Annotated in this window: 24 protein-coding genes and 1 pseudogene; 12 read left to right on the top strand and 13 right to left on the bottom strand. The window is 57.6% G+C overall.

Going from position 1 to position 23226, the window contains the following annotated elements; all coding sequences use genetic code 11:
• Positions 1-70 precede the first annotated feature (70 nt).
• Complete coding sequence (locus IGX34_RS21030) at positions 71-631, bottom strand: DapH/DapD/GlmU-related protein (RefSeq protein WP_192557720.1); 561 nt, start codon at positions 629-631, stop codon at positions 71-73.
• Positions 632-1993: 1362 nt separating this feature from the next.
• On the opposite strand from IGX34_RS21030, the gene IGX34_RS21035 reads away from it, so the two are divergent.
• From IGX34_RS21035 to IGX34_RS21045, 3 genes are read left to right on the top strand one after another with little or no spacing between them, the layout of a single operon-like run.
• Positions 1994-3445, top strand: a complete 1452-nt coding sequence (locus tag IGX34_RS21035; RefSeq protein WP_225737671.1) for an efflux transporter outer membrane subunit — start codon at positions 1994-1996, stop codon at positions 3443-3445.
• Positions 3435-4625, top strand: a complete 1191-nt coding sequence (locus IGX34_RS21040) for an efflux RND transporter periplasmic adaptor subunit (RefSeq protein WP_225737672.1) — start codon at positions 3435-3437, stop codon at positions 4623-4625. The genes IGX34_RS21035 and IGX34_RS21040 overlap by 11 nt, the downstream gene beginning before the upstream one ends.
• Positions 4622-7747, top strand: a complete 3126-nt coding sequence (locus IGX34_RS21045; RefSeq protein WP_225737673.1) for an efflux RND transporter permease subunit — start codon at positions 4622-4624, stop codon at positions 7745-7747. Before IGX34_RS21040 ends, IGX34_RS21045 begins: the two co-directional genes overlap by 4 nt.
• A gap of 79 nt (positions 7748-7826) precedes the next feature.
• Here the strand turns inward: IGX34_RS21045 and IGX34_RS21050 are convergent, their stop codons facing one another.
• From IGX34_RS21050 to IGX34_RS21060, 3 genes are all read right to left on the bottom strand, one after another.
• Positions 7827-8315: a hypothetical protein gene (locus IGX34_RS21050; RefSeq protein WP_192557722.1), complete on the bottom strand. Its 489-nt coding sequence runs from the start codon at positions 8313-8315 to the stop codon at positions 7827-7829.
• Positions 8316-8492: 177 nt separating this feature from the next.
• Entirely contained in the window at positions 8493-8921 is a 429-nt protein-coding gene (locus IGX34_RS21055) for a DUF1801 domain-containing protein (protein WP_192557723.1), read from the bottom strand.
• A gap of 320 nt (positions 8922-9241) precedes the next feature.
• Complete coding sequence (locus IGX34_RS21060) at positions 9242-9868, bottom strand: TetR/AcrR family transcriptional regulator (protein WP_192557724.1); 627 nt, start codon at positions 9866-9868, stop codon at positions 9242-9244.
• Positions 9869-10011: 143 nt separating this feature from the next.
• Here IGX34_RS21060 and IGX34_RS21065 point away from each other — a divergent pair, with 143 nt between their 5' ends.
• Positions 10012-10563 (top strand): DUF308 domain-containing protein, encoded by a 552-nt coding sequence (locus IGX34_RS21065; RefSeq protein WP_192557725.1) that lies wholly within the window; start codon positions 10012-10014, stop codon positions 10561-10563.
• 249 nt (positions 10564-10812) lie between these two features.
• On the opposite strand, the gene IGX34_RS21070 is transcribed toward IGX34_RS21065, so the two are convergent.
• The 8 genes from IGX34_RS21070 to IGX34_RS21105 form a co-directional block, all read right to left on the bottom strand.
• On the bottom strand, positions 10813-11280 hold the full coding sequence (locus IGX34_RS21070) for a hypothetical protein (protein WP_192557726.1): 468 nt from the start codon (positions 11278-11280) through the stop codon (positions 10813-10815).
• A 388-nt stretch (positions 11281-11668) separates the two neighbouring features.
• A complete protein-coding gene (locus IGX34_RS21075; protein WP_192557727.1) occupies positions 11669-11968 on the bottom strand; it encodes a hypothetical protein in 300 nt (99 codons plus the stop codon).
• A 445-nt stretch (positions 11969-12413) separates the two neighbouring features.
• Positions 12414-12743: a nucleoside triphosphate pyrophosphohydrolase family protein gene (locus IGX34_RS21080; protein ID WP_192557728.1), complete on the bottom strand. Its 330-nt coding sequence runs from the start codon at positions 12741-12743 to the stop codon at positions 12414-12416.
• 108 nt (positions 12744-12851) lie between these two features.
• A complete protein-coding gene (locus tag IGX34_RS21085) occupies positions 12852-13160 on the bottom strand; it encodes a hypothetical protein (protein ID WP_192557729.1) in 309 nt (102 codons plus the stop codon).
• 152 nt (positions 13161-13312) lie between these two features.
• Positions 13313-13720, bottom strand: coding sequence for a hypothetical protein (locus IGX34_RS21090; protein WP_192557730.1), 408 nt, complete (start codon positions 13718-13720; stop codon positions 13313-13315).
• Between the two features lie 560 nt (positions 13721-14280).
• Positions 14281-14808, bottom strand: a complete 528-nt coding sequence (locus IGX34_RS21095; protein WP_192557731.1) for a hypothetical protein — start codon at positions 14806-14808, stop codon at positions 14281-14283.
• Between the two features lie 91 nt (positions 14809-14899).
• Positions 14900-16717, bottom strand: a complete 1818-nt coding sequence (locus IGX34_RS21100) for an FAD-binding oxidoreductase (RefSeq protein WP_192557732.1) — start codon at positions 16715-16717, stop codon at positions 14900-14902.
• Positions 16718-16972: 255 nt separating this feature from the next.
• Entirely contained in the window at positions 16973-17347 is a 375-nt protein-coding gene (locus IGX34_RS21105; protein ID WP_192557733.1) for a GFA family protein, read from the bottom strand.
• A 533-nt stretch (positions 17348-17880) separates the two neighbouring features.
• On the opposite strand from IGX34_RS21105, the gene IGX34_RS21110 reads away from it, so the two are divergent.
• From IGX34_RS21110 to IGX34_RS21135, 6 genes are all read left to right on the top strand, one after another.
• Positions 17881-18240 carry a helix-turn-helix domain-containing protein gene (locus IGX34_RS21110; protein WP_225737674.1) on the top strand — a complete coding sequence of 120 codons (360 nt, stop codon included), beginning with the start codon at positions 17881-17883 and terminating at the stop codon, positions 18238-18240.
• An 8-nt stretch (positions 18241-18248) separates the two neighbouring features.
• The gene (locus IGX34_RS21115) at positions 18249-19535 is read left to right on the top strand and encodes a HipA domain-containing protein (RefSeq protein ID WP_192557735.1); all 1287 of its coding nucleotides are present in this window, start codon (positions 18249-18251) and stop codon (positions 19533-19535) included.
• Between the two features lie 233 nt (positions 19536-19768).
• On the top strand, positions 19769-20086 hold the full coding sequence (locus IGX34_RS21120; protein WP_192557736.1) for an ArsR/SmtB family transcription factor: 318 nt from the start codon (positions 19769-19771) through the stop codon (positions 20084-20086).
• A gap of 29 nt (positions 20087-20115) precedes the next feature.
• Entirely contained in the window at positions 20116-20628 is a 513-nt protein-coding gene (locus tag IGX34_RS21125) for an arsenate reductase ArsC (RefSeq protein WP_192557737.1), read from the top strand.
• The gene (arsB, locus tag IGX34_RS21130; protein ID WP_192557738.1) at positions 20625-21704 is read left to right on the top strand and encodes an ACR3 family arsenite efflux transporter; all 1080 of its coding nucleotides are present in this window, start codon (positions 20625-20627) and stop codon (positions 21702-21704) included. The genes IGX34_RS21125 and arsB overlap by 4 nt, the downstream gene beginning before the upstream one ends.
• A 113-nt stretch (positions 21705-21817) precedes the next feature.
• A complete protein-coding gene (locus IGX34_RS21135; RefSeq protein ID WP_192557739.1) occupies positions 21818-22180 on the top strand; it encodes an ArsR/SmtB family transcription factor in 363 nt (120 codons plus the stop codon).
• Positions 22181-22220: 40 nt separating this feature from the next.
• Here IGX34_RS21135 and IGX34_RS22230 read toward each other — a convergent pair whose 3' ends face one another.
• Positions 22221-22466, bottom strand: a complete 246-nt coding sequence (locus tag IGX34_RS22230) for a GDCCVxC domain-containing (seleno)protein (RefSeq protein WP_486599029.1) — start codon at positions 22464-22466, stop codon at positions 22221-22223.
• A 363-nt stretch (positions 22467-22829) separates the two neighbouring features.
• On the opposite strand from IGX34_RS22230, the gene IGX34_RS21140 reads away from it, so the two are divergent.
• Positions 22830-23108, top strand: coding sequence for a transposase (locus tag IGX34_RS21140; protein WP_192557740.1), 279 nt, complete (start codon positions 22830-22832; stop codon positions 23106-23108).
• Between the two features lie 11 nt (positions 23109-23119).
• Positions 23120-23226, top strand: a pseudogene (locus IGX34_RS22545) (hypothetical protein); the annotation flags it as partial.

Genomic DNA, 23226 nt, shown 5'->3' on the forward strand with positions numbered 1-23226 from the left:
CGCGGACCCGGAGGCGGCTTGCGACGCCGGGACGGAAGGTAGCACAGAATGGATCCGCGCCGGAGCGCCTTCAGCTCTCCCCAATGGCACGAATAACCCGCGCGGGATTCCCTCCCACCAGCGTATTGGGCGGCACATTCTTGGTGACCACCGCCGCCGCTGCCGCCACCGCATTTTCGCCTACCGTGACACCGCCAATAATGGTTGCACCGGCGCCGATCCAGACATTGCGCCCGATCACAATGGGTTTCCCGATCGTTACCGCGCGGCGTTGCGACGGATCCAGCGGGTGCCCAGCCGTGATGATGCTTACATTCGGCCCGATCATCACATCGTCCCCGATATCGAGGCCACCAAGATCGTAGAACGTGCAATTCTGGTTGACGAACACATTGCGCCCGACGCGGATTTCATCGCCACCTGCGGTATAGAACGGCGGAATCAGCATGAAGCTTTCATCCACCGGCTTGCCGATAAGCTGGCTAAACAGTGCACGAACGGCGTCGGCATCGTTGAACGTAAGGCGATTGAGTTCAGCCGTAATCATCATGGCACGCTTGACGTTGGCAACCATGGCGGCAGATTCCGGCGTTCTGCGGTGAATGATCTTGGTACTGCCTTCGTTCGGCATTCGTGTTTCCCAGTGCATCCATTGATGCGTGCATGCTCGCGATAGCTGCTCGCTATTACGGCAAATAATGCCAGAAGACTTGGCAATCACCGAAGGTTGCCGCGCCTCTCACGATGACGTCGCTACGGTGATGGAGCGTCGCGCCATCTGCCGCTTTGTCGATCTGTCCTGGCGAGTATGCATCGCAGATGAAAAGCCCGTGACTTCGGCGCCCCTACCCCTTCACAACCGGGAGCCACCCATGCGCAAGTCACCCACCATGATCACCGCCGCTATCTGCTTACTCGCACTGGCAGGAGGCGCTGTCTACGCCCAAACCACCGGCGGCAGCGCCGGCACTACTGCGGGCCAGGCCGCGGGAGCCCAGCAAGGCATGACACCGCAGACGCAGGGATCGCAGACGGGTCAGACCAGCCCGACGCCATCGACGGGGCAAAGCGGAACGACGCAGAACGGGACCATGCAGAATGGGACAAATGGCACGAATGGCACCATGACGAATCCGCCTGGCGCGGGAACCGGTGCCAATGGCAATTCGAGCATGCAGAACAGTGATGCCAATGGGACCTATGGCAACGGAACGTCCAACCAGCGCAGGACTCGTTCGCAGAGCGGCAGTACGCGTCATTCGTCTGGGTCGAATAGTTACCCTACGTCGAGTTCTTCGGTGCATTGATTGGCTGATCTCAAGCGGAGCCAGTGCCTGAGGTGCTAGCTGAGATCTTAAAAGCGGGCCTCTTAAAAGCGGGCCGGAGGTAGTTAAAAGCAATTAACTGCCTCCGGCCCGCACTCTTGACCATCTTCTCATCCGGTCATTTACCGATGTTCTCAATATGGTCGGATTCTTGACACCAGCCATCCCCCTCTATTTTATCTGCCGCGGCCGTGCCCCGGCGGCCACTTCATTCGTCTTGATCGCGCGACCTTTTTACCTGGGTTGCTTGTTTATTTTTCCCGGCAGCAGATCGCCCGTAAGGCATGCTGGTTATTGCAAAGCCGCGGCAAATTGACACGGCCCGCGCTGCAAACCGCACGTGGCGGTGCGGCGTTTCATGGCGCGCCGGATATGGCAGAGTGGACACGGCGTAGGCATCGAAACGTTCATGGCGAAGCGCAAGAGCTTACGATGCGCCGATATGCGGGATAGGAGTATCGGCGGGTGCGTAGATCGATAGTCATTATTCGCGCGCGCTGCGGCGGCACTATCATCGAATTGGGGACAGGACGGCGGTTTTCATTGGCCGACATCAATCGGAAGCTTTCGAGCATGGGCGACTCACGTAATCACGGCGGCAGGCGATGATCGTCCGTCGCGCCAGGGGACTTGCTTGTGCTGCGCCAACGGCGCGGATCTGCTTGGCGATGGCGGCGCTGTCGATCGCCGGTTGTGCGGTCGGTCCTGATTTCAAGAAGCCCGCGGCGCCCGCCGTCTCCGGGTATACGGGCACGCCCGTCAGCACCACGCAAGCCACACCCGGCGTCGCCGGTGGCGAAGCGCAACGGTTCGTGATGGGTGGCGATGTCAGCCGCGACTGGTGGACATTGTTCCATTCCCCGGCGCTGAATGCCCTGATCGACGAGTCGCTGAAGAACAACGCCGATCTCAAAGCCGCGCAGGCCGCGTTAACGGTGGCGCATGAAAATGTGTTGGCACAACGTGGCGCCTATTACCCGAACCTCTCCGCCGATTTCTCCGCCACGCGGCAAAGCCAGTCCGGCACGCTTTCGCCGACGCCGAACAACAATGCTTTTCTGTACAACCTGTTTACGCCCCAGCTCAGCGTGTCCTACGTGCCCGACGTATTTGGTTTGAATCGGCGCACGATGGAATCGCTGAAAGCGCAGGAAGCTTCCGTGCGCTTCCAGATGATCGCCACCCACATCACGCTGAGCACCAACGTCGTTGTCGCCGCCGTGCAGGAAGGTTCATTGCAGGCACAGGTCGATGCGACGCGCGAGCTGATCGACATCAACACGAATATGGTGAAGATCCTGCAGCGGCAGGCCGACAAAGGTTACGCAAGCGGCCTGGATCTTGCCGCGCAGAAATCGCAGTTGGCGCAAACGGTGGCCACTTTGCCGCCGTTGCTGAAGCAACTTGCGCAGCAGCGCGATGCGCTTGCCGTGCTGGTGGGGCGTTTTCCAAGCGATGCGCCTGCCGAAAATTTCGACCTGGCGAAGCTGCAGTTGCCGCAGGATTTGCCGCTAAGTCTGCCGTCAGCATTGGTCGAGCAGCGACCGGACGTGCTGCAGGCGCAGGCGAACATGCACGCAGCGAGCGCGCAGATCGGCGTTGCTACCGCCAATCGCTTGCCGAATATCACGTTGAGCGCGAATGCAGGCAGCACCGCGCTGGCGATGGGCCAGGTGTTCCATTCCGGTACCGGCTTTTGGGGTATCGGCGCCGACATTGCCGCACCCATTTTCCAGGGTGGCACCTTGTTGCATCAGGAGCGCGCCGCCAAGGCTGCCTATGTGGAAGCCGCGCAGCAGTACCGAAGCACCGTGCTCACGGCTTTCCAGAGCGTGGCCGATACCTTGACGGCGCTCGATCAGGATGCAGCGGCATTGAAGGCGGCAGCAGCGGCCAATGACGCAGCCAAAGTGACACTCGACCTGTCCGAGCGACAGTGGAAAGACGGCTACGCCGGCTACCTGTCGTTACTAAGCGCACAGCAGGCGTATCAACAGGCACGGATCAACCTGATCGTGGCGCAGGCAAATCGCTTCGCGGATACCGCGGCGCTCTTTCAGGCGCTCGGTGGTGGCTGGTGGCATCGTTCGGACTTAAATCGGGATCCAGATGAACATTAATTCCCTAGCCGGCTGGACAGGCGTGCCGGGCCGTCCGCGGGTGCAGCACCGACATGCGACGATGCTTATCGCGCTGCTGGCCTGTGCACTTTGCGCCGGCTGCTCATCCAACGAGGGCGACACGCCGGCCGCCTCGACGACCCCGGCGAATGTGACGCTGACAGCGACGCAACGCCAGCACATCAAGCTGTACACCGTGGCGGTCGAGCAGTTCAATCGCACTATCGACACGACCGGCGTCGTGGATTTCGACAACGATCAATCCACCAGCGTGCTGGCCCCCATCTCCGGCCCCGTTTCGCGTCTGGTGGTTTCTCCGGGCGACAAGGTGAAGAAAGGCGATCCGCTCGCCTACGTCGATTCCCCCGATTTCGCCACCGCGGTAAGCACCTATCGCAAGGCACTGGTCACGGCGCACACCGCGCGCCGGCTCGCCGACCTCGACAAGGATCTGCTGCAACACCAGGGCGTCGCGCAGAAGGAAGCCGACCAGGCCGAAACCGATGCCGCCAGTGCCGAAGCCGATGCCTATGCCGCAAAGCAAACGCTGGTGTCGCTGAATGTCGATCCGCAAACCATCAAGGATATCGAACAGGGGCATCCGATCGCCCGCATTCAAGGTGTGATCCGTTCACCCATCGCCGGCACCGTGGTCGAGAAGCTGATCTCGCCCGGACAATTGCTGCAGGCCGGCACCACCGCGTGCTTTACGGTTGCCGACTTGTCTCGCGTGTGGGTGATGGCGCAGATCGCCGACTCGGATCTTGCGTCCGTGCACGTGGGCGATAGCGTGGATGTGCAGACCAGCACGGACGCCAGGCCCATCGAAGGCAGGGTCGACAATGTCGCCCAACTGGTAGACCCCGATACGCGCATGGTGGCGGCACGCGTGGCCGTCAACAATGCGTCGGGTCTGTTGCGCAAACAGATGTATGTAAGCGCGCGCATTCATTCTCAGCATGCTGAAACCGGCATGCTGGTGCCGGTGTCGTCGATGCTGCGCGATGACGAGAACCTGCCGTTCGTCTATGTATCGCAGGCCGACGGCAGCTTTGCGCGGCGCAGCGTCACGCAGGGTTATCGCGTGGGCGACAAGTTCCAAATTCCCGACGGCTTGCGCGCGGGTGATCAAGTCGTCGTCGACGGCGGCATCTTCGTACAGTTCATGCAAAACCAATGAGCGACATATTGCCCCCCAGCGAGACACCCTCGCGCACCGCCTCGTTCATGAACCGCATCGTCAGCGCTTCGCTGGGACAATCGTTCCTGGTCATCCTGCTGACGCTGGTGCTGGCCGGATCGGGTGTGCATTCGCTGCAGCGCTTGCCGGTGGACGCTTATCCGGACCTTTCGCCGCCGATTGTCGAGATCATTACGCAATGGCCGGGTCACGCGGCGGAAGAAGTCGAACGCCTGATCACGGTGCCGGTCGAGCTGGGCATGAACGGCATTCCGAAAACCGCGACGACGCGCTCGATTTCGCTGTATGGCTTGTCCGACGTCATCATTACGTTCGACACCGGCACGGACGACTACTTTGCGCGGCAAGAAGTCTTCAACCGGCTGGGCGACATTACCCTGCCCAGCGGCGTGTCGCCATCGGTCTCTCCCCTCTCCGCTCCCTCGGGCCTGATCTATCGCTACGTGCTGCAAAGCACGGATCGCTCGCCGATGGATCTGAAGACGCTGGAAGCATGGACGATCGAGCCTCAATACAAATCCGTGCCAGGCGTCGCCGACGATTCCGGATTTGGCGGCGGCACCATGCAATACCAGGTGCTGCTGGACCAGGCAAAACTCGCCTCGGTCGGCCTGTCCGCGCCCGCCGTCGAGGCATCGCTCACCGCCAACAACGCCAACTCCGGCGGCGGCTTCTATTCGCAAGGCGGCCAGTTCTATTACGTGCGCGGCATGGGCCGAATGCAGACGTTGGAGGACATCGGCAACGTGGTGGTCGCCGTGCACAACGGCACGCCGGTGCTGGTCAAGGATGTCGGTCGCGTGACGATCGGTATCGCGCCTCGGCTGGGTGAGTTCGGCTACGAGAAGCACGACGATGCCGTCGAAGGCGTGATTCTTCTTCGCACTGGAGAGAAGACGCAGGACGTGCTCAAGCGTGTCGAGGCCAAAACCAGGGAACTCAACGACCAGATATTGCCGAAAGACGTAAAAGTCGTGCCGTTCTACGATCGCTCCGACTTGATCGCGCTGACCACCAAGACGGTCGAAGACAATCTGCTGCGCGGCATGGTGCTGGTCGTGGTGATCCTGATTTTCTTTCTCTACGATGTTCGCGCGGGCCTGATTGTCGCGGCGACCATTCCACTGGCGCTGCTGTTCGCATTCATTTGCCTCGATGTGCAGAAGGCGTCGGCGAATTTGCTGTCGATCGGCGCTATCGACTTTGGGATATTGGTCGACGGCGCCGTGGTAATGGTGGAAAACATTTTCCGCCAGCTCGCCGAACGCAAGGGCACGCCGCTCAATGTGAGGGCGATCATCCGGGATGCGGCGGCGGAAGTGGATCGTCCGTTGTTCTACGCCGTCGCGGTGATCGTTGTCAGCTTCCTGCCCATCTACGTGCTGTCGGGCGCATCGGGCACACTGTTCAAGCCGATGGCCGACACGATGATCTTTGCGCTGGTCGGCTCGCTGATCGTGACGCTTACCCTGTTGCCGGTACTGTGCGCGTGGTTCATGCGCAAAGGTGTTACCGAGCGGCGCAATCGGATCTTCGAAGCGATCAAGTCGGTTTACATCAAGGGCCTCGATGCCTGTCTCAAGCGCCCCTGGGCGACCACGCTGGGCTCGGCGATATTGCTGCTCGCGTCGCTGCTGTTGATCCCGCGCATTGGTGCGGAATTCATGCCGCATCTGGACGAAGGGGCGCTGTGGGTGCGCGCCACCATGCCGTATACGATCTCGTTCGACGAGTCGGCCAAGATCACGCCGAAGATCCGCGACATCCTGCGCTCGTTTCCCGAAGTCACGACGGTGGCCTCCGAACTGGGCCGCCCTGACGACGGCACCGATTCCACCGGCTTTTTCAATGTCGAGTTTTACGTTGGGCTGAAGCCGTATTCGCAGTGGACGGGCACATACCGCACCAAGGCTGCGCTCACGGAGGCGATCGACCAGAAGCTGCAGGCCTTTCCCGGCATCATGTTCAACTACACGCAGCCCGCGGAGGATGCGGTGGATGAAGCGGAGACGGGGCTCAAAAGCGCGCTTGCGGTAAAAATATTCGGCGCCAACCTCAATACCCTGCAGGAGAAAGGCAAGGACATCAGGAAGGTGTTGCAACACGTGCGCGGCATTACCGATGTTACGCTGGTGCAGGAACTTGGCCAGCCCAGCCTGACCATCAAGATCGACCGTGCCGCCATTGCGCGCTACGGCGTGAATGTCAACGACATCAATGCATTGATCCAGACGGCGATTGGCGGCGATGTCGCGACCGAAGTGGTGCAGCAGGAAAAGCAGTTCGATCTCGTGGTGCGCCTGGAACAGCAATATCGCGACAATCCCGAAGAGATCGGCAATATCCTGGTCGCCACGCCGGGCGGCCAGCAAATTCCGCTGAAGGAGTTTGCCGATATCAAGGTGACCAACGGCGCATCGTTCATTTATCGCGAAAACAATTCGCGCTATATCGGCGTGCAGTTTTCGGTGGAAGGCCGCGATCTCGCCGGCGCTGTCGGCGATGCCATGGCGCAGGTCAACAAGCAGGTCTCGCTGCCACAAGGCTATCGCCTGGATTGGGGCGGCGAATATACCGAATACACCGCATCGCGCGCGCAGCTGAACGTTATCGTGCCGTTGACGCTGGCATTGATCTTCTTGCTTCTGTTCACGCTCTACAGCAACTTCAAATTCCCGTTCATTACGGTGATGGGAGTGCTGCTGTCGGCACCGATCGGCGGCATCGTTGCGCTGTGGCTGACCGGAACACCGTTTTCCGTATCGTCCGGCATCGGCTTCCTTGCGCTGTTCGGCGTTTCCGTGCAAACGGCCGTGGTGTATATCTCCTACGTCAACGAATTGCGTCGCGCGGGTGTCGAGGTGGCGGATGCCATTCGCCAAGGCGCCATTCTGCGTCTACGCCCCATCATGATGACGGCCCTGGTCGCCGCACTCGGCTTGCTCCCCGCCGCACTCGCTACCGGCGTCGGTACCGATACCCAGCGCCCCTTTGCGCTGGTCATCGTCAGCGGTTTGTTTACGCGCCTGCTGATCAGTATTTTCCTGATGCCTGCGTTGTATGCGCTGGTGGCAAGAACGGGCGACAGGCTGGAGGTTTGAAACCATCACAGCCTGGTCCGCCATCGGCGGCCGATCCAGCCGATCGACAACGGACACTGCATACCGCCGAAAGCCGCGATTATCGCTCCACCGGCTTGACGGCGTTGATGAGTATGCCGACCAGTGCATCGTATTCAATAATGCTCTTCGATATAAAGAAACTCCTTCCATCGTAGAGCCTGATACGGAGACCACGATTGTACCGAGAGTCATTCATATCCATCTTCGCTATGTCGCTCATGTTGAAATGCCGCTTGAAAATCCCAGCGACAGTGACCTGATGGCAATTTATGATCAATCGATACTGACGTGTGTAGTACGCGCCCGCCAATCCAAGCAGTGAAAAGCATCCGCACACTGCCAGAGCTATAGCATCATGCCCAAGCCATAACGGCGTTATGGCAAAAAACATGCTTGGCAAGAGGCTCACATAAAAGGTACCTGCCGGGAACTTGTAGATTTGCATCGTCCCGATCCGTTGACGAAGCTCGTCTTCTCCGACCGTAGACAGGGAAATCATCGCTATCGCCGCAATTAGGATTGACAGCGGGAATACAAACAAAATCATATCGCGCAGCCTCTAGATGCCCCAGCACGAGATTACGTAAAGTGAGATGCAATGTCTGGATTTCCCAGGATTTAGTGGACAGGTGTTCGACGATGTCTATGCGTGGCCTCAAACTGTAGTGCTGTAGACAGCTAGGGCAACGAAACAGCACGAACAGGCTCCACGATGCGAACCATGCTAGATGGCCGTCTGATCAATGCCATATTGCATTGCAGCCTTTAGCGTCTCTACATTTATATCGCGTAGCGCTTTGAACTTGATGCAGTACCCAGTTACTTTCGCCTTACCGAGATCCTTTCCATAGGTCTTCGCCAAGTATTCCTTGTCTTCGATCCCAAGGATGTAGACGGAAATTCCGGCTGTGTTTGCGCTGATGCCGACCTGATAGAACTCTCTGGTGCTTCCGTTGGCGTACTTCATCATCTGGGTTCCATACCCTACGTTAGGGTTAGAAACGGTTTTACCTGAATCATCCTTGCCATCCAGGAACCACAATCTGCCCTTCGGAATTAAATCCAGAATGATGCGGTGCAACTCCTTCATATCTCCGCGCTTTGGTTCCGGCTGACCGGCGATATATTCGTTGATTTGTTTGTCAATGCTCATACAGCCCCTTCGTAACCGATCAATCGTCATTTGCTGAAGGCAGCAACCAAGGCATTCATACACCCCAAACCGATTCCCCGCACCGGTGATGCCACCCGCACCATCCAAAGCGAATCCAGGCATAGGCCAAAGAGCAGCCAACAAAGTCTCCGCGCCTGGACCGATGAAACACCAAACTCGACTCGGGCTGCACCCGCATGTCGGTGTATCCGGACCCGACTCCTTCGGACGGTTGCTCGCGAAGACAGCGACCAAGACGAGGGCTATACCACCCGCCAGGTAGCCAATCGCTCTAACATGCCTCCCCCTTTAGCATGGGCTTACGGTCTTTTTCGGATCGAAGACGGGCGTCGGCTTATTTCAGGCTGCTTGGGCGCACGCGTTGGGGCCAGCTTTTTCAAACCATTCGCCACGATGTCGGCGAAAACCTTGGGATCGCCATAGGCACGTGCGGCCAGCATGGCCCCATACACCATGGCCAGGAACGATTCCGCCTCTTGCCGGGCCGAACCCTTTAGCTCGTAGCGGCCCATCTGCGCGCCGCGCGTGAGCACAATTTCAAGCCAGTTGGACAAGTCCCGGAAGTGCGCACGCACCTCGGCGGCCAGATCGTCGGGCAACGTAGGCAACTCACAGGCAAGCATGCCAGCGACACAAAAGGGGGCCGAGGCGTCGGCGATGCACTTTTCCCAATAGCCGGTATACATCCGCAGCTTCGTCTCGGGATCAAAGTCTCCGGCGGTGAGCAGTTGCGTCTGCTCAACAATCAAAGCCCGGGACTGCTCGACCACGGCACGCGCCAGATCGGACTTGGCAGGAAAGTGGTGATGGATGCTTGCCTTGCGCACCTGCACCTCTTCAGCGACATCCGCGTAGCTGAACCCGTTGTAGCCCCGCGTCTGGATAAGGCGCCGGGCCGAGTCGATGAGCTTCTCCTGAGTCGTCATGGCGGCATCCTACCATTAGGTAGGCGCTCCGAACCCGCTTGGCGGGGGATAAAACATTTTCCGGTAAATGGGTGTAACCCAGGTGGTCCAGGCGGCGAAATACCTACCTACTAGTTGGTCATATCACGCCATAAGGAACGCTCATGAAATCTCTCCGCAACTTCTATTTCCTTCGCGCCGGCGCCGCTTTTGTCTGGGCAGCCCTGGCCATCCTCGCAGGACCCGTCTCGGCACTTATCGCGGGCACTCTGCTGGTGGTTTATCCCGCATGGGATGCAGCGGCCAATGTGATCGACGCCCGACGAAGTGGCGGACTCCAGGCCAACCCGGGCCAGAAGTTCAACGCACTCACCAGCATGATCGTTGCGATATGTATGGCATTGGCGTTTGCGTTGCGCGGCAATGCAGGTGCAGTGCTGGTATTCGGCATATGGGCACTGCTCGCCGGATTGTTTCAGCTGGCCGTAGGCGTCGGCCGCCGAAAACTGGGCGGACAAGCGTTCATGATGCTCAGTGGCGCGCAATCAGCGCTGGCGGGAATCTTCTTCGTCAAACAGTCTTTCGGCGTCGCACCGGGCGTCGCACAACTCGCACCCTACGCTGCGTTCGGTTGCCTCTACTTCCTGTTGTCGGCGCTCTGGTTGACCTTCAGGAAAAGCCGCGCGCCTGCATTGGACGATCGAGCGGCGTTCTGACGAGTTTCCTAGTCAGCGTGTCGAGCAAGAACATCGAGTGTTCTGGTCCGCTGGAGGGCCGAGAGCGGACATTCTCATGAATTCCCCACAGTCCGCCCCGGCTCCTCAAAGCTTCACGCATCTGTTGGCACAAATCAGCAGTTGTCAAACGACAACTGCTTGATGCTCGGCAATCAGATTCGTCGAAAACGGACCGGAGGCAGTTAAAAGCGATGAAGTAGCCACCCTCCACCGGATACCTCTTCTGCACTATTCCGAATCATGACGCGCTGCTGCAAGTTGGCCAATCAACTCGAAGAGCTTTCCACCATCAGAAACAGTATAGGTTCCAAAGACCCAGCCGGCCGTCACGTCACTCATGCAGTAGAAAGTGGTGCCATCGTTGTCGCTCTCTTCTAGATAACCACCAATCACCCTATTCCTAAGCTTTATACGTAGCGTCACTGCGTGAGTCACTCTAGGGTGCTCGGGATGGTGAATGGGCATCCCGGACATAGCTTTGGAAAACACCCCAATCATTTGCTGATCGTCGATGGCGATGGGGTACTTGATGGCAGTGGGATACCCCGCTCTAGCTGGCTCTATGCTTATTGACTGGATTTGTTGGGCGGACAGATGCTCCAAAATCGCTCGATCTTCGCGCGAAGTTGGATTGACATACTGATAAGAAACCACTCCAAGCCAAACGAAAGCGAACGTACAAACCAGATATTTCACCCACCGCGGCTGCTCCCTTTGGTCCAACGACATGGCGGCCTCGAAGCTAAAAATTTGTCTTATGGATGTCCTATTCGGGACAGAAGTGAACCACCCTGGGCTATTTCATTTCCCTATACGTCTCGATGCCTGCAATGGACACCATACCGAGCAGCCCTGGTTCTGGCAGAGCCACTGAGCCCAAGATAGTCGAAGCTCAAAGTAGCTTCCAGGGCACGTACCCCACTGATCAAATAGCTCAAGCACCGCTCCGCTTCGAACGCCCTCTCATTGAGAGCTAATTCCCGAATATCGCGTTAAGGGATAGAACGGGTAAAAAAACACAGGTCATCACCGCATCTTCTCATGAGCTTGGCACCTGTTTTTCGGATCGAAAGCAGGCATTCGATCACCCTAGGTTGCCCGCGATTACCGCCATCAAAAGCAGAACGCCAATACAACCAAAAAAAACCGCTATAGCAATAAAACATTTTCGGCGGTACGCCAATCCGTCGGAAGTCAGCGACTGAGGATCAAAAAGGATGTTTGCCGGGTTCCATAGGGTGCCTCGCCCCCAAAGCCGGATTCCAGCCTTCGTCCGTCGCACGGCCTTCACCGCAAAAAAAACGGCGAAAAACCAAGCGACGACCCCCACACCCCACGCAGAAACAAATCCCAAGATGGCAACAACAGCAAGGATTTTAGTCATATACGTAATTGTGCCTGTCTTGGGTCGAAAGCTGACATCAGTCAACCCATCACATGTTTGACGGTTCTGCGCTACTCGGCTCGGCCTGCTTCGCAGGCAGCGGGGACACCAGGAGCGCGGAGATGTGCGCGGCTCCCAACAGTACAACGAGGCCAATGGCCGTGCTGGCAACCCCATGGTTCACAAAGGCGATAGCAGTGGCACTAACTGAGTAACTGCCATTGTGGACGTTGTATGCCGTAACGAAATCTCTGAGGCCATAGAAGATCTCTGATACGGCGAGATAGCGCAACACAAGCGTGAACCACATCCGCGGTGACATCGATTGGCACTCCTTAATGAAGATATCTAACAACTTAGCTAACCGAAAAAAGCTGGAGGTAGTTAGAAGGGAGCAACCACTTCTGGCCTGCTTTTCGCCTTGAATTCGTCACCATGAAGACTTTTATTGATCGCCGAGCACGCCGGATACATATTCGGCCAGTTCCCTGGTGTTTTTGTCGAACTCCGCCACCAAATCAATGCCGCACTTATTTGCAATAACAATAATCGACCACAAACAGTCCGACAATTCATGACCAAGTTTAGCCTTGCAGTCATCAATATCGCGGACACCGGCGTTTGCCTGGATCAGTTTGGCCAGATCGCCCACATCTCCTACAAAACCGAGCGTAAGCTCTTCTGTGCTCCAGATGCGTCCATACTTTTTGATCTCCAGTTGTTCGTAGAGCTGATTTAGTTGCAGTGCTGATTGCTCAAGATTGCTGAATTTCATGTTGAATGCACCTAGCGATGGCTATGACTTACCTGTTCACCCATCGCCCCCATGGGCGTTGACGACAACTTGCAAGGGCCGCCATCGAAAGTCGATGCGCCCACACCACTACCTACGCCAGAAAAATAGCGCAGACAGCGCCGACTGACGCCAAACATAGAGACGATCCAGAAAGCGTGCCGGCACAAATAAGAAACAAAGCCCGGCGACCACGAATCCCCCAGCAAAAAGCGCAGCGGATAGCTTCGGTCCAAATGCCGTTGTACGGACACCGTTATAAACAATAGATGCGTTCGGATCCAAAACCAGTGGAATACAAGAGAGCAGCAACATGCCACCGACAAGTGCCCAGACAAAACCCATGAGACGAAAAAGGCGACGATGTCGGCGCATTTGTTTAAGTTGGCGGATATCCATATACCTGGCTACCAGATGGTCGGATGTGCATCCCGGTGATAATTCCTGCACTCAGCTGTTGAACGCAGCCCCTTAAGTATTGCCTTGCCAAAACTTCAACCTGGCCCGTTCCCAGCTTTTGGAGAAAGCCAGTCGAGGGATGTTTTTGACCACTATTTGTAGGCGCCCGCTAAACCGACTTTATAGCCCGCCTTCTTTAAGAAGGCCGTCGCCCTGCCGTTGACGACGAGTAAAGCGATCAAATTGATCACAGGAATTAGCAATAAAACAAACGTGGCTAGCTTTGCCAAATCCGACCATCCGAGTTCGCTCGCAATCTTGAAGATTCCGTAAAGTCCCAACGCAATGGTCCCCAAGCGAACTATCCAAGTGGCCAGAATGATGTAGCCACCCACGTTATGGGAGACATTGAGACTGGGCAGAACCACGACCGGAACGATAGCGACGAGATTGATGAGAAAGGCATAAATGATTGCCTTTTGCCCCTTGGATATTTCCCGCGCGGTCAAATCGCTCTTCTGGTTCTTATTGAACTTGAGATCGGAAAAATTCGGTTCCATGACTCCCCCAGTCATTTATGACGATTACCGCCGCCTCCAAGCTCGGAAGCGGATACGGATTTAGCTAAAAGCCCCTGATCCATAGCAAGACAAAATTTACCTCGCTGATACCGAGGAAAGATCACCGCCTATGCCCCCATAGCATCATACGTTGGAAAAGCGAATCCGAAAACGGGCCCGCGGCGGTTACATGCGATCAACTACCTACGGGCCGCCTTACTCCTACAAGTTATCCGCCACTTTGTGACTTTTCGAACTTGCGGGCAAGAGCGAACGCTCGATGCCGAAGGCGCTGAGGGAACTGGCTCGTTGCAGCCACGTCGTCCAGAAGATTCATTATCCCGGCATCCATTGGCACACCCAGCTCAAGTCATTTGACGGCTAATTCAGGCCAATAGGGAGTGGGCCACCGCAATCCTGCTTCAATTGCGTCGCGCATGAGATCAGGCGATGCGATGTCTTCGAATGGCGATTCCAGTAGCACTATGAGCTCTCGACTATCCACTTGCCTTTCCATGACCACCTTGGGGCGAAGTGGACACAACGCCCATTATTGAATACTAGATTGTTTTGCGGACGACCCTAAGTACGTTAGGTTCTTGAGCGTCCATAAACATGAAGCATCGCCCGAAAAGCGCCTTCATGCCAAAGGCATCAAACTTGTTTGGACCGAGAGGGGTTATCAGCACCTCACTGGTGGTCAACGCCTCCAGATGATGCTCCTCGATAGCTTTCCAGTTTTTGGTAGCAAGACTGTCAAGAACGAGATTGACGGCAGGATGGTTGTATTGGACTAAGACGTTTCCATCCTTCATCGACAGCGGGTTCATGTCGGGATGGAAATGATAGATCTTGGCCAGTACGTCCTTGGCGTGGGACGTCGCCTGTTCGTCAGAAAGCCCATCTGGCAAGAGCACGCAAGTTCCATGCTCAAATACAACCAAATCACGCTGTTGATTCGTATAGAACCGGAGGCGCTCGACGATCTCATCCACTGGCTGGCGAATGTCCGGCCTCCACTTGGGAACCGGCGGCATCTTCCTGGGTGGTTCTTGTGGTGGCTCTTTTTTCTTGAAAATTCCAAACATTACTCCCCCTGATGATCCATAAATGTGGTTCTAGTTGGCGCAAAAAAATCCATCATGAGTCGAAAGCAAGCAATCCGTCCACCTGCCATCATCAAGTCTGATGTGCGCTCGTTACGGGAGTGAAACCATCCGCGCTCCACGTCTCGCTTCCCACGCCATGATGAATAACAAAAAGACCATCTGGATCGTAGCGCCGTTTGACGGCAGCGAGTCGAGCATAGTTCGAGCCCCAAAATCGGGCTTGCCAATCGCGCAGGAAATAGTCGCTTTCCGATAGATAACTTCCGGCATCGGGCACGAGTCGATACAGAATGTCCATCGCTCGATCGAGATCGCGGATGTCGCGACGTACCAATTCGTCATCGATCCGCGCGCCCGGCATCCCGGGAAAGGCGGGCTTGCCGTCACTCCCCAGAATCGCAAGTGCGAAGGCGTCCAGCACCTGAGGATTCATCGCCGTATCGCGCGTTTGGGCAAGCGCGTCTGGCGAGCCACCGGCAAGCCCCTTGCCAAAATACAGCTCGATACTGCGTGAGCGCGATGCATGGAACAGCGCCTCGGTGAGGCTGCCGCGAAGGTCGGGCTGCAGTAACTTTGCCGGGAGCCATGCGGAGCGATAGCCATGGATAAACCGGCCTACTTCGCTTTGCTCCCCATCCCAGAACATGTGCCAGGCGGGTGCGCCGGGGCGATCATCGAACCGCATATGGCCAGGGAAGTGCTGCTTGAAATAAGCACCATCCCACAAATGCTGCGCGGGAACAGTCAGCACGCCGACCGGGCTGTCAAAGCTGTATGCCTTATGCGCCCGCACCCAATCCAGAAATGGTGCCCAGATGCGCTCGACGGCTGCCGCGTCCAGCGCCTGGAACATCATGGTGAAGCTGAGTACGTTGTCCGGGCGCAGCGTGACATGCTCGCCCCAATGGGGATTGAACAGCTCGGCCTGATAGAACGCGAAAAAGCGTGCAATCAGTTCGCGATAGGCGTCGTCGCTCGACGCATGTATGTCGCCGCCAACGCCACCGAAAAAGTTGGGCAAGTCGTAAGTTCGCAGGGTCACGCGCGTGACGATGCCCAGGCTACCTCCGCCCCCACCCTTCAACCCCCAGAACAGATCCGGGTGATTGCACGCATTAACGGTGCGGATCTGCCCATCGGCAGTCACCACTTCCGCCTCCAACAAATTGGCCGAAGCAGTACCGAAGGTCTTGGAGTAGTGACCGAAGCCGCCACTTTGCACCAGCCCGGCCACGCCCACCGTCGGGCAGCCGCCACCCTGGACATACCGGCCGCCTAGCGTGGTGACCGCATGGTAGGCGTCCATCCACAGGCAACCGGCTCCCAGCGTGACAGCCGGCTGTGGCTCCACGTTTCTTTCGCATCCCTGCCCCACGAACGCCGAATGGTGCTGGATCTCTCGCATATGGCGCGTCCATACCAAAAGCGAATCAGGCGCGTCAGACGTGCCCTGATAGCTATGGCCCCCACCTTTCACAACCAGGCGCAGGTGATGTTTGCGCGCGAAGTCTACGGCGGCCGCCACGTCTGCGGCGGACTCGGCTACCACGGCATAGCGGCTGGGCTGGGACGTCCATGCACCGAACCAGCCGCTGGTTTGTGTGAGGCCAGGCTCATCGCTTATGTAATAGAGATTCTGACTGCCAATGTATTTGAGCGCTTCCGCTTCCGCCGCGCCGCCTTGAGTAAAGGGCGATGCGGGAACGATCAACCGTCCGCCGACTTGCGCCTTGAGCGTCTCCCACTGCGCAGGTGACGGCCAACCCGCATCACCGGGACGAACACGGGAAGACGGGAGTATTGCGCCTTGTGCCCGCATGCTCCACGAAACCGCCAAGGGCAGAAAAGGCGCCGACAAGGCGGTCTTGAGCAAATCGCGACGACGCATGCCTTCCTCCATGAAATGGACAAACCCGCATCCTGAGGCAACCCTGCTCCATCTGCCATGGCATAAGTGACCAATGGATGGGAAACGGGGATGAGTTGCGGGTAATTCGGGTACGGGTGTGGGGATTCGGAAGCCGGCAGTCTGCTTTGGATTGCAATCTCAACGGGCCGGAAAGCGGGCCAGGGATAGTTAAAGGCGATTGGCTACCTCCGCCCGATTCCCCCCTTGATCTGACGTCGCCCGGCGTTGGGGGCTTCAAGGCGCATCGGCGAGCGGCAGCGCCTTGCCGTCAACGATCGTGATGTCGAGCGCGAGCGCGTCGAGGCCTTCCACACAGCCGAGGTTGACTCGGTAACGGTCCTTGCCATCTTCGCCGGTAACGGCACCGTACGTAGCGATGCCGCAGGTCTTGCAGAAATAGTGGCGCATGACTTTGTCGTTCCAGAGGTATGCGGCCAGATCGGACTCACCGGCGTGCAGCGTGAAGTTGTCACCCGGAATGTAGTCTGACGACAGCACCGCACCCTTGCGGATACACAGCGAGCAGTTACAGCGTTTGCCGGTCGTGATCTCGGGGCTGCGGAACGAAAAGCGCACGCGTTTGCAATGGCAGCTAGCGTGGTACTCCATGGTCTGGCCTCCTAGGGCAAAGGCATCTGCTTAAGCACCAGCGCGGCGGAAATCTGATGTAAACCGAGCAAGCGACGAACCGGATCCTATCAATCGCTGAAGGTACCGCGCGCTAAAGCGTGGCTTCTAAACCGTTCGCTTTGGGTCAAAACCAGGCTCCCTTGTTAGACCAAAAACGGACAAGGAGCAGTTAAAAGCGATGAGAGTAGGAAACCCATTAACTGCCTTCAGACTCTTTTTCGAGGACGCTCCGGCGCTGAAAGCTGAAATCGGACAGGCAATGGAGTTCAGCCTATCCAACGGTCATAGCTACCCACAAAGCGGCCCGCCGGGGGCGCCCCAAGGCAATGAACTGCATGCGATACCCCTTGCTAGCGGCATGAGCCAAGGGACGACTGTTTTCACCTTTTTAGGCAAAAATTAAAGAGGCGAGATGGGGGTCCGTTAGGGAGCGCGGCAAAATAAGAGGTGCAATATCACCTCTTAATAAGAGGTCTCTTGACACCTCTTATATTTTTTACTATCGTAACTAGATGGAAAGTCTAGATAAATTGATTTCCCGGCAATGCCCCAAGGCCCCGTCTGCCGAAGAGTTTCCCCGCGAAGTCGGGGAACGAATCAGGAGGCAACGGATGGCCTTCGATTGGCGACAATCCGACTTGGCGGAGCGGTCCGGTATATCGGAGAGCACGATCAAAGCCGTGGAAAAGGGCTCCCCCGTTTCATCCGAGAAACTTCTGCGATTACTGCTCGCGCTGGGGCACGGTTCCGATGTCTTGAAGATGCTCGACTCCCCTCATTACCCGGATCTACAGTCGCAGGGCCGCTTCTTTGATCTGAAACCCGCTTCGTCGCCGGTCTTGGCGACGAAGCGGGTGCGGCCCAAAGCCTAGGAGGCATCGTGCCGATCGACCGCGCTTGGCTCGATAAACCGCTGCACGAACTCGACGTGTGGACCGAGCATCTTGGGGCGCCCGTGAAAATCGGGCGACTGAGCTACGAAGTTGATGCAAAAGAAAGCCTCTTCGCGTGGAGCGCAGAGGCGAAACGGCTAAACCTCAATCTCTCCCCAATACGACTTTCGATGAGGGGCGTTTGGTCTAGCCGCGATGAGCAGCAGTTGCCCGCCGACTACCGCGGGCTCCCTGGCATGCTCAACGACTCCCTTCCGGACGGCTGGGGTCTATATCTGATGGATAAGGCTCTCGCCCGGCAGAACATCCCAGCCAACCGCATCTCGCCCGCCACCCGCTTAGCGTTTTTGGGTGATCGCGCATGGGGTTCGCTGTCGTTTAGCCCTGCGCTTGGCGACGACATTCAAGACGCGATCCCGATGGGCGAGCTCGGTCTCGACATGGAAGCCACCATTGAAGGGCATCTCGATGAGGTATCGGCCGTGCTGCTTCAAGCGGGCAGCTCGCCCCAAGGTGCACGTCCGAAGGTGATGGTGGACTGTGATGAGAGCTTTCGTTGGGCGCGCGTCTCCGGAGGACCGTTAGCACCAGGCTCTCGGTCGTGGCTCATCAAATGGGCCGCTCGCGACGAACCCGAGGACGCTCCCATCGTCGAGCAGGTTTACATGGAGTCGGCTCGTGAAGCCGGCCTCACCGTGATGCCCAGTCAGTTGAAGGCCATCAATAAGGCGACTGTCTTCGTTACGGAACGTTTTGATCGCACCCCCAACGGACGCGTTTTTTGTCACTCCCTGGCCGGCCTACTCCACCTGTCCCACCGCGACCTGAACGTGCGACTGGACTACGGCCACATTGCAGAAGTAATGATCGAACTAAACGTGCCCGCGGCCGAGTTGCGCGAGGGTTATATGCGAGCGGCGTTTAATGCCGCCATGAGTGTTCGCGATGACCACACAAAGAATGTCGCGTTCTGCCTCGACGCCAAAGGGACTTGGCATCTGTCTCCGGCCTACGACCTCACCTACATGGATGGTCCCGGCGGCTACCACACGCTTACATTTGCCGAGCACAAGGGGAGAGATCCCAAGCGCGAGGACTTACTCCGGCTGGCGACGTTTTATAAGGTCAATAAAAACGACGCTCGCGACATTCTTGATCAGATGCTCGACATCGCAAGTCGCGTTAATGAGAAGTGCTGCGCCGCGGGCGTGAGTATTGATACCCGCAAACCGAGAGAGCAACGACTTAACGCAATCGCAAATGGGTTGAAATGACGCCGTACGTTTCGCCTAACATGCTCCGACATCCATAAGCCGGGACTGTCCCGGTTTTTTTGTGCTCGGCGCCCGCTCGCCAAGTTCGGAAAAAACTGACCAGTGGCAGTTAAAAGTAAAAGCGATTGACTGCCCCCGGCCCGTTTTTTGCTAACTAACTGCGACCTTTTTCAAGGGCCATGACTGCGTCGCATCCGGTTGCTTGTCTTCCATAATTCTAGCAATATAGAAATATGGAAACCAAGACCGCCGTTCGCTCCCTTGCCGGTTTGGCCCAGGACAGCCGGCTCAGCATCTTCCGTTACCTCGTCGTCTGCGGGCCGGGTGGCGCGGTGGTGAACGAGATCGCGGAGGAAATCGGTTTGAGTGGATCGACGTTGTCGTTTCATCTCAAAGGCTTGGTGCATGCGGGTCTGGCGGAATCCTTTTCCGAAGGACGTTACATCCGCTATCGCGCCAACTTTTCCGCCATGAAAGGGCTGATCGACTACCTCACGCTCCATTGTTGTGAAGGTCATCCCGAACGGTGTCGTCCTGCCAAAGCGTCTTAACCCCATTACTCCATCAGCCAGAGACCACCATGCACCCCTGCCGCGTCTTGTTTATCTGCACAGGCAATTCCGCGCGAAGCATTCTTTCCGAGGCCACGCTCAATCGCCTGGGAAAGGGGCGCTTTGAAGCGTTCAGCGCCGGAAGTCAGCCCACCGGCAAGGTCAACCCCTATGCCATCCAACAACTGACGGCGGCGGGCATACCGATCGATAACCTCGCCAGCAAATCCTGGGACCGTTTTGTCGGGGACGACGCGCCACCGCTCGATATCGTCATTACCGTATGCGACAGCGCGGCCCGCGAACCATGCCCCGTGCTCTTCGGCTACTTCGTACGCTCGCATTGGGGCTTGCCCGACCCGGCTGGGGTCCAAGGTGATCCCGCGACGATAGCCGCCGCGTTCGAGCATGCCCACGCGCTCATCACGGTCCGGCTTATGGCGCTGCTGGACCTCCCGGTGGAAACGCTGTCCAGGAACGAGCTCAAGCAGGCGCTTGACCATATCGGCACGATCACGGACGCCGAGGAGGAGCACGTATGACGCAGGCCCATGCGGACGCATTGATGGACGCGCCGCCCGCGCCGGCGCGTATCGGCCTTTTCGAGCGCTACCTGACGATCTGGGTGTTCCTGTGCATCGTTGCAGGCACCTGGTTGGGACACCTGCTGCCCTCGACGTTTGAGGCGATCGGGCATAAGCAGGTGGCGCAGGTGAATCTTCCGGTCGCCGTGCTGATCTGGCTCATGATCATTCCGATGCTGCTGAAGATCGACTTCGGCGCGCTGGCCGGTGTGCGGGAGCAATGGAAAGGCATCGGCGTGACGCTCTTCATCAATTGGGCGGTAAAGCCCTTTTCGATGGCGTTGCTCGGATGGATCTTTATCCGTCACGTCTTTGCGGCGTACTTGCCCGCCGGGCAGCTGGATTCCTACGTGGCCGGTCTGATCCTGCTGGCGGCCGCGCCGTGCACGGCAATGGTGTTTGTCTGGAGCAACCTCTGCCGCGGCGAACCGCACTTCACCTTGAGCCAGGTCGCCTTGAACGACGCGATCATGGTCGTGGCCTTCACGCCGATCGTCGCGCTCCTGCTTGGCATTTCCTCCATTACGGTGCCCTGGAATACGCTGATCTTGTCCGTGATCCTCTACATCGTCGTGCCGGTGCTCATCAGTGTCGTATTGCGCCGCGTGATTCTTGCGCGTGGCGGCGAACCGACGCTGCAGGCGCTTCTCCACCGCCTGGGTCCGGTCTCGCTGGTGGCGCTCCTGGCGACCCTGGTGCTGCTGTTTGGCTTTCAGGGACAGCAGATTCTCGAGCAACCGCTGGTTATCGCCATGCTCGCGGTACCGATCCTGATCCAGGTCTACTTCAACTCGGGATTGGCGTATTTGCTCAACCGTCAGCTCAAGGTTCCCCATTGCGTGGCCGGCCCTTCATCGCTGATCGGCGCGAGCAACTTCTTTGAGCTCGCGGTGGCCACGGCGGTGGGCCTTTTCGGCGTGCACTCCGGGGCGGCATTGGCCACGGTGGTCGGCGTGTTGATCGAAGTGCCGGTGATGCTTTCCGTGGTGAGTGTCGTCAATCGCACGCAGCACTGGTACGAAGCACGCGCGTAAACAACCTGGCTGGCGTCATGGGCGCTTGCCGTAAAGGCCTGGTTCCTTGATCTACCCTAAGCGACCGGTCCGCTACACTAGCCATTCGAGGCCTCATAGCGACATTGCCAGACATGCAGACCGCACAGACCATCAAAATGCTCTCCGCTCTCGCGCAGGAGTCGCGTCTGGCCATTTTTCGCCTGCTGGTGGAGCAAGGCCCTGAGGGGCTGCCTGTGGGAACAATCGGAGAGCAGTTGGGCATCCCCAACGCGACGCTCTCGTTCCACCTGAAAGAGCTGCTGAATGCCGGGTTGGTGACCAGCCGGCAAAGTGGTCGCTTCATTTATTACGCCCCCGTGATCGACGCCATGAATGATCTGGTGGGTTATCTGACGGAAAACTGCTGCCAAGGGCAGAGTTGCGCACGCCCAGCCTCGCGGACTTCCAAGTCCCGTGCCCCGATCGCGCCACGTACTCGTCGGCGTGTGCCCTAAGAGGTAACGGCAGTTACTCGACCGCCCCTACGCTACTGCTTCATCCACAGCAGGATGAGTCGTTTTGCTGGATCGGAGGGCATGGAACGTTGCCCCAAGAGCAGAACACACAGCAATCGCCTGCCTTAGGCCGCAGCAATTCACCACAGCCGGCACATTCGTGGAAAAACAGGCACGCGTTCGTAGGCATCGTTTCGATGGATTGATGACCGCAATGGGGGCAAGTCAACGTGCTCTGCAAAATGAGTTCTGTTGTCATACGTAAGCTTCGAACATTAGCTAGCATCGCTGTGAGAATATTTTCCCACGGGGCTCTTTAACGAGTATCTGAAGGGATATCGCTAGTGCAGCAGGAAGTGTTTGTTGCAGCCAGCTATATATCACCGATCGAAGCCACGACTGGAGTGGCGCATCTAAGCCTGTAGAAGTTCGTCTCCGGTTTATTGTAGTTGGCGTCAGAGCAATTTGATCCCAAAAGGTTTCACGGCCCATGCGAACAACATAAAACAAACGATTGTCAGCAGTGCGCTGAGCCCTAGGGCCGGCCAAAATCCAAACCGCGCGAATAATCGAGGGAATGCGAGTGAGCTGACCTGAAATTTCTGGTCCAGATCCAAAGTTCATAGACTTATGACGAGGAGACTGGACGATGCCCAAGAAACGCTTTAGTTCCGAAGAGATCATCCACAAGCTGCGCGAGGCCGAGGTGCTTTCCTCGCAGGGGCGTACGGTCGCCGAGATATGCCGACAGCTCGGCATCGTGGAGCAGACGTTTTTCCGCTGGCGTAAGGAATACGGTGGCCTGAAGGTCGACCAGGCCAAGCGGCTCAAGGATCTTGAGCTGGAAAATGCTCGCCTGCGTCGGGCGCTGTCTGATGCGGTGATCGATAACCAGATCCTGCGCGAGGTCAGCAAGGGAAACTTCTAAGCCCGGCGCGCCGCCGCCAAGCCGTGGCCCATGTGCGCGAGCACCACGGCCACTCCGAGCGGCGGATCTGCCGGGCACTGCACATCACTCGTTCGTCGGTGCGTTACGTGCCCCAGCC

Origin of the sequence: Dyella acidiphila (genome assembly GCF_014863405.1) — a bacterium.
Lineage (GTDB): Bacteria > Pseudomonadota > Gammaproteobacteria > Xanthomonadales > Rhodanobacteraceae > Dyella_B > Dyella_B acidiphila.

Excerpts from the sequence above, each read along its gene's own strand:
- IGX34_RS21090 (WP_192557730.1), bottom strand. The coding sequence starts at position 13,720 with ATGGAACCGAATTTTTCCGATCTCAAGTTCAATAAGAACCAGAAGAGC.
- IGX34_RS22230 (WP_486599029.1), bottom strand. The coding sequence starts at position 22,466 with ATGCTAGCTAATGTTCGAAGCTTACGTATGACAACAGAACTCATTTTG.
- IGX34_RS21095 (WP_192557731.1), bottom strand. The coding sequence starts at position 14,808 with ATGTTTGGAATTTTCAAGAAAAAAGAGCCACCACAAGAACCACCCAGG.
- IGX34_RS21085 (WP_192557729.1), bottom strand. The coding sequence starts at position 13,160 with ATGGATATCCGCCAACTTAAACAAATGCGCCGACATCGTCGCCTTTTT.
- IGX34_RS21035 (WP_225737671.1), top strand. The coding sequence starts at position 1,994 with ATGGCGGCGCTGTCGATCGCCGGTTGTGCGGTCGGTCCTGATTTCAAG.
- IGX34_RS21135 (WP_192557739.1), top strand. The coding sequence starts at position 21,818 with ATGCAGACCGCACAGACCATCAAAATGCTCTCCGCTCTCGCGCAGGAG.
- IGX34_RS21140 (WP_192557740.1), top strand. The coding sequence starts at position 22,830 with ATGCCCAAGAAACGCTTTAGTTCCGAAGAGATCATCCACAAGCTGCGC.
- IGX34_RS21120 (WP_192557736.1), top strand. The coding sequence starts at position 19,769 with ATGGAAACCAAGACCGCCGTTCGCTCCCTTGCCGGTTTGGCCCAGGAC.
- IGX34_RS21040 (WP_225737672.1), top strand. The coding sequence starts at position 3,435 with ATGAACATTAATTCCCTAGCCGGCTGGACAGGCGTGCCGGGCCGTCCG.
- IGX34_RS21105 (WP_192557733.1), bottom strand. The coding sequence starts at position 17,347 with ATGGAGTACCACGCTAGCTGCCATTGCAAACGCGTGCGCTTTTCGTTC.
- IGX34_RS21045 (WP_225737673.1), top strand. The coding sequence starts at position 4,622 with ATGAGCGACATATTGCCCCCCAGCGAGACACCCTCGCGCACCGCCTCG.
- IGX34_RS21080 (WP_192557728.1), bottom strand. The coding sequence starts at position 12,743 with ATGAAATTCAGCAATCTTGAGCAATCAGCACTGCAACTAAATCAGCTC.
- IGX34_RS21075 (WP_192557727.1), bottom strand. The coding sequence starts at position 11,968 with ATGACTAAAATCCTTGCTGTTGTTGCCATCTTGGGATTTGTTTCTGCG.
- IGX34_RS21030 (WP_192557720.1), bottom strand. The coding sequence starts at position 631 with ATGCCGAACGAAGGCAGTACCAAGATCATTCACCGCAGAACGCCGGAA.
- arsB (WP_192557738.1), top strand. The coding sequence starts at position 20,625 with ATGACGCAGGCCCATGCGGACGCATTGATGGACGCGCCGCCCGCGCCG.
- IGX34_RS21110 (WP_225737674.1), top strand. The coding sequence starts at position 17,881 with ATGGAAAGTCTAGATAAATTGATTTCCCGGCAATGCCCCAAGGCCCCG.
- IGX34_RS21055 (WP_192557723.1), bottom strand. The coding sequence starts at position 8,921 with ATGAGCATTGACAAACAAATCAACGAATATATCGCCGGTCAGCCGGAA.
- IGX34_RS21050 (WP_192557722.1), bottom strand. The coding sequence starts at position 8,315 with ATGATTTTGTTTGTATTCCCGCTGTCAATCCTAATTGCGGCGATAGCG.
- IGX34_RS21125 (WP_192557737.1), top strand. The coding sequence starts at position 20,116 with ATGCACCCCTGCCGCGTCTTGTTTATCTGCACAGGCAATTCCGCGCGA.
- IGX34_RS21060 (WP_192557724.1), bottom strand. The coding sequence starts at position 9,868 with ATGACGACTCAGGAGAAGCTCATCGACTCGGCCCGGCGCCTTATCCAG.
- IGX34_RS21065 (WP_192557725.1), top strand. The coding sequence starts at position 10,012 with ATGAAATCTCTCCGCAACTTCTATTTCCTTCGCGCCGGCGCCGCTTTT.
- IGX34_RS21100 (WP_192557732.1), bottom strand. The coding sequence starts at position 16,717 with ATGCGTCGTCGCGATTTGCTCAAGACCGCCTTGTCGGCGCCTTTTCTG.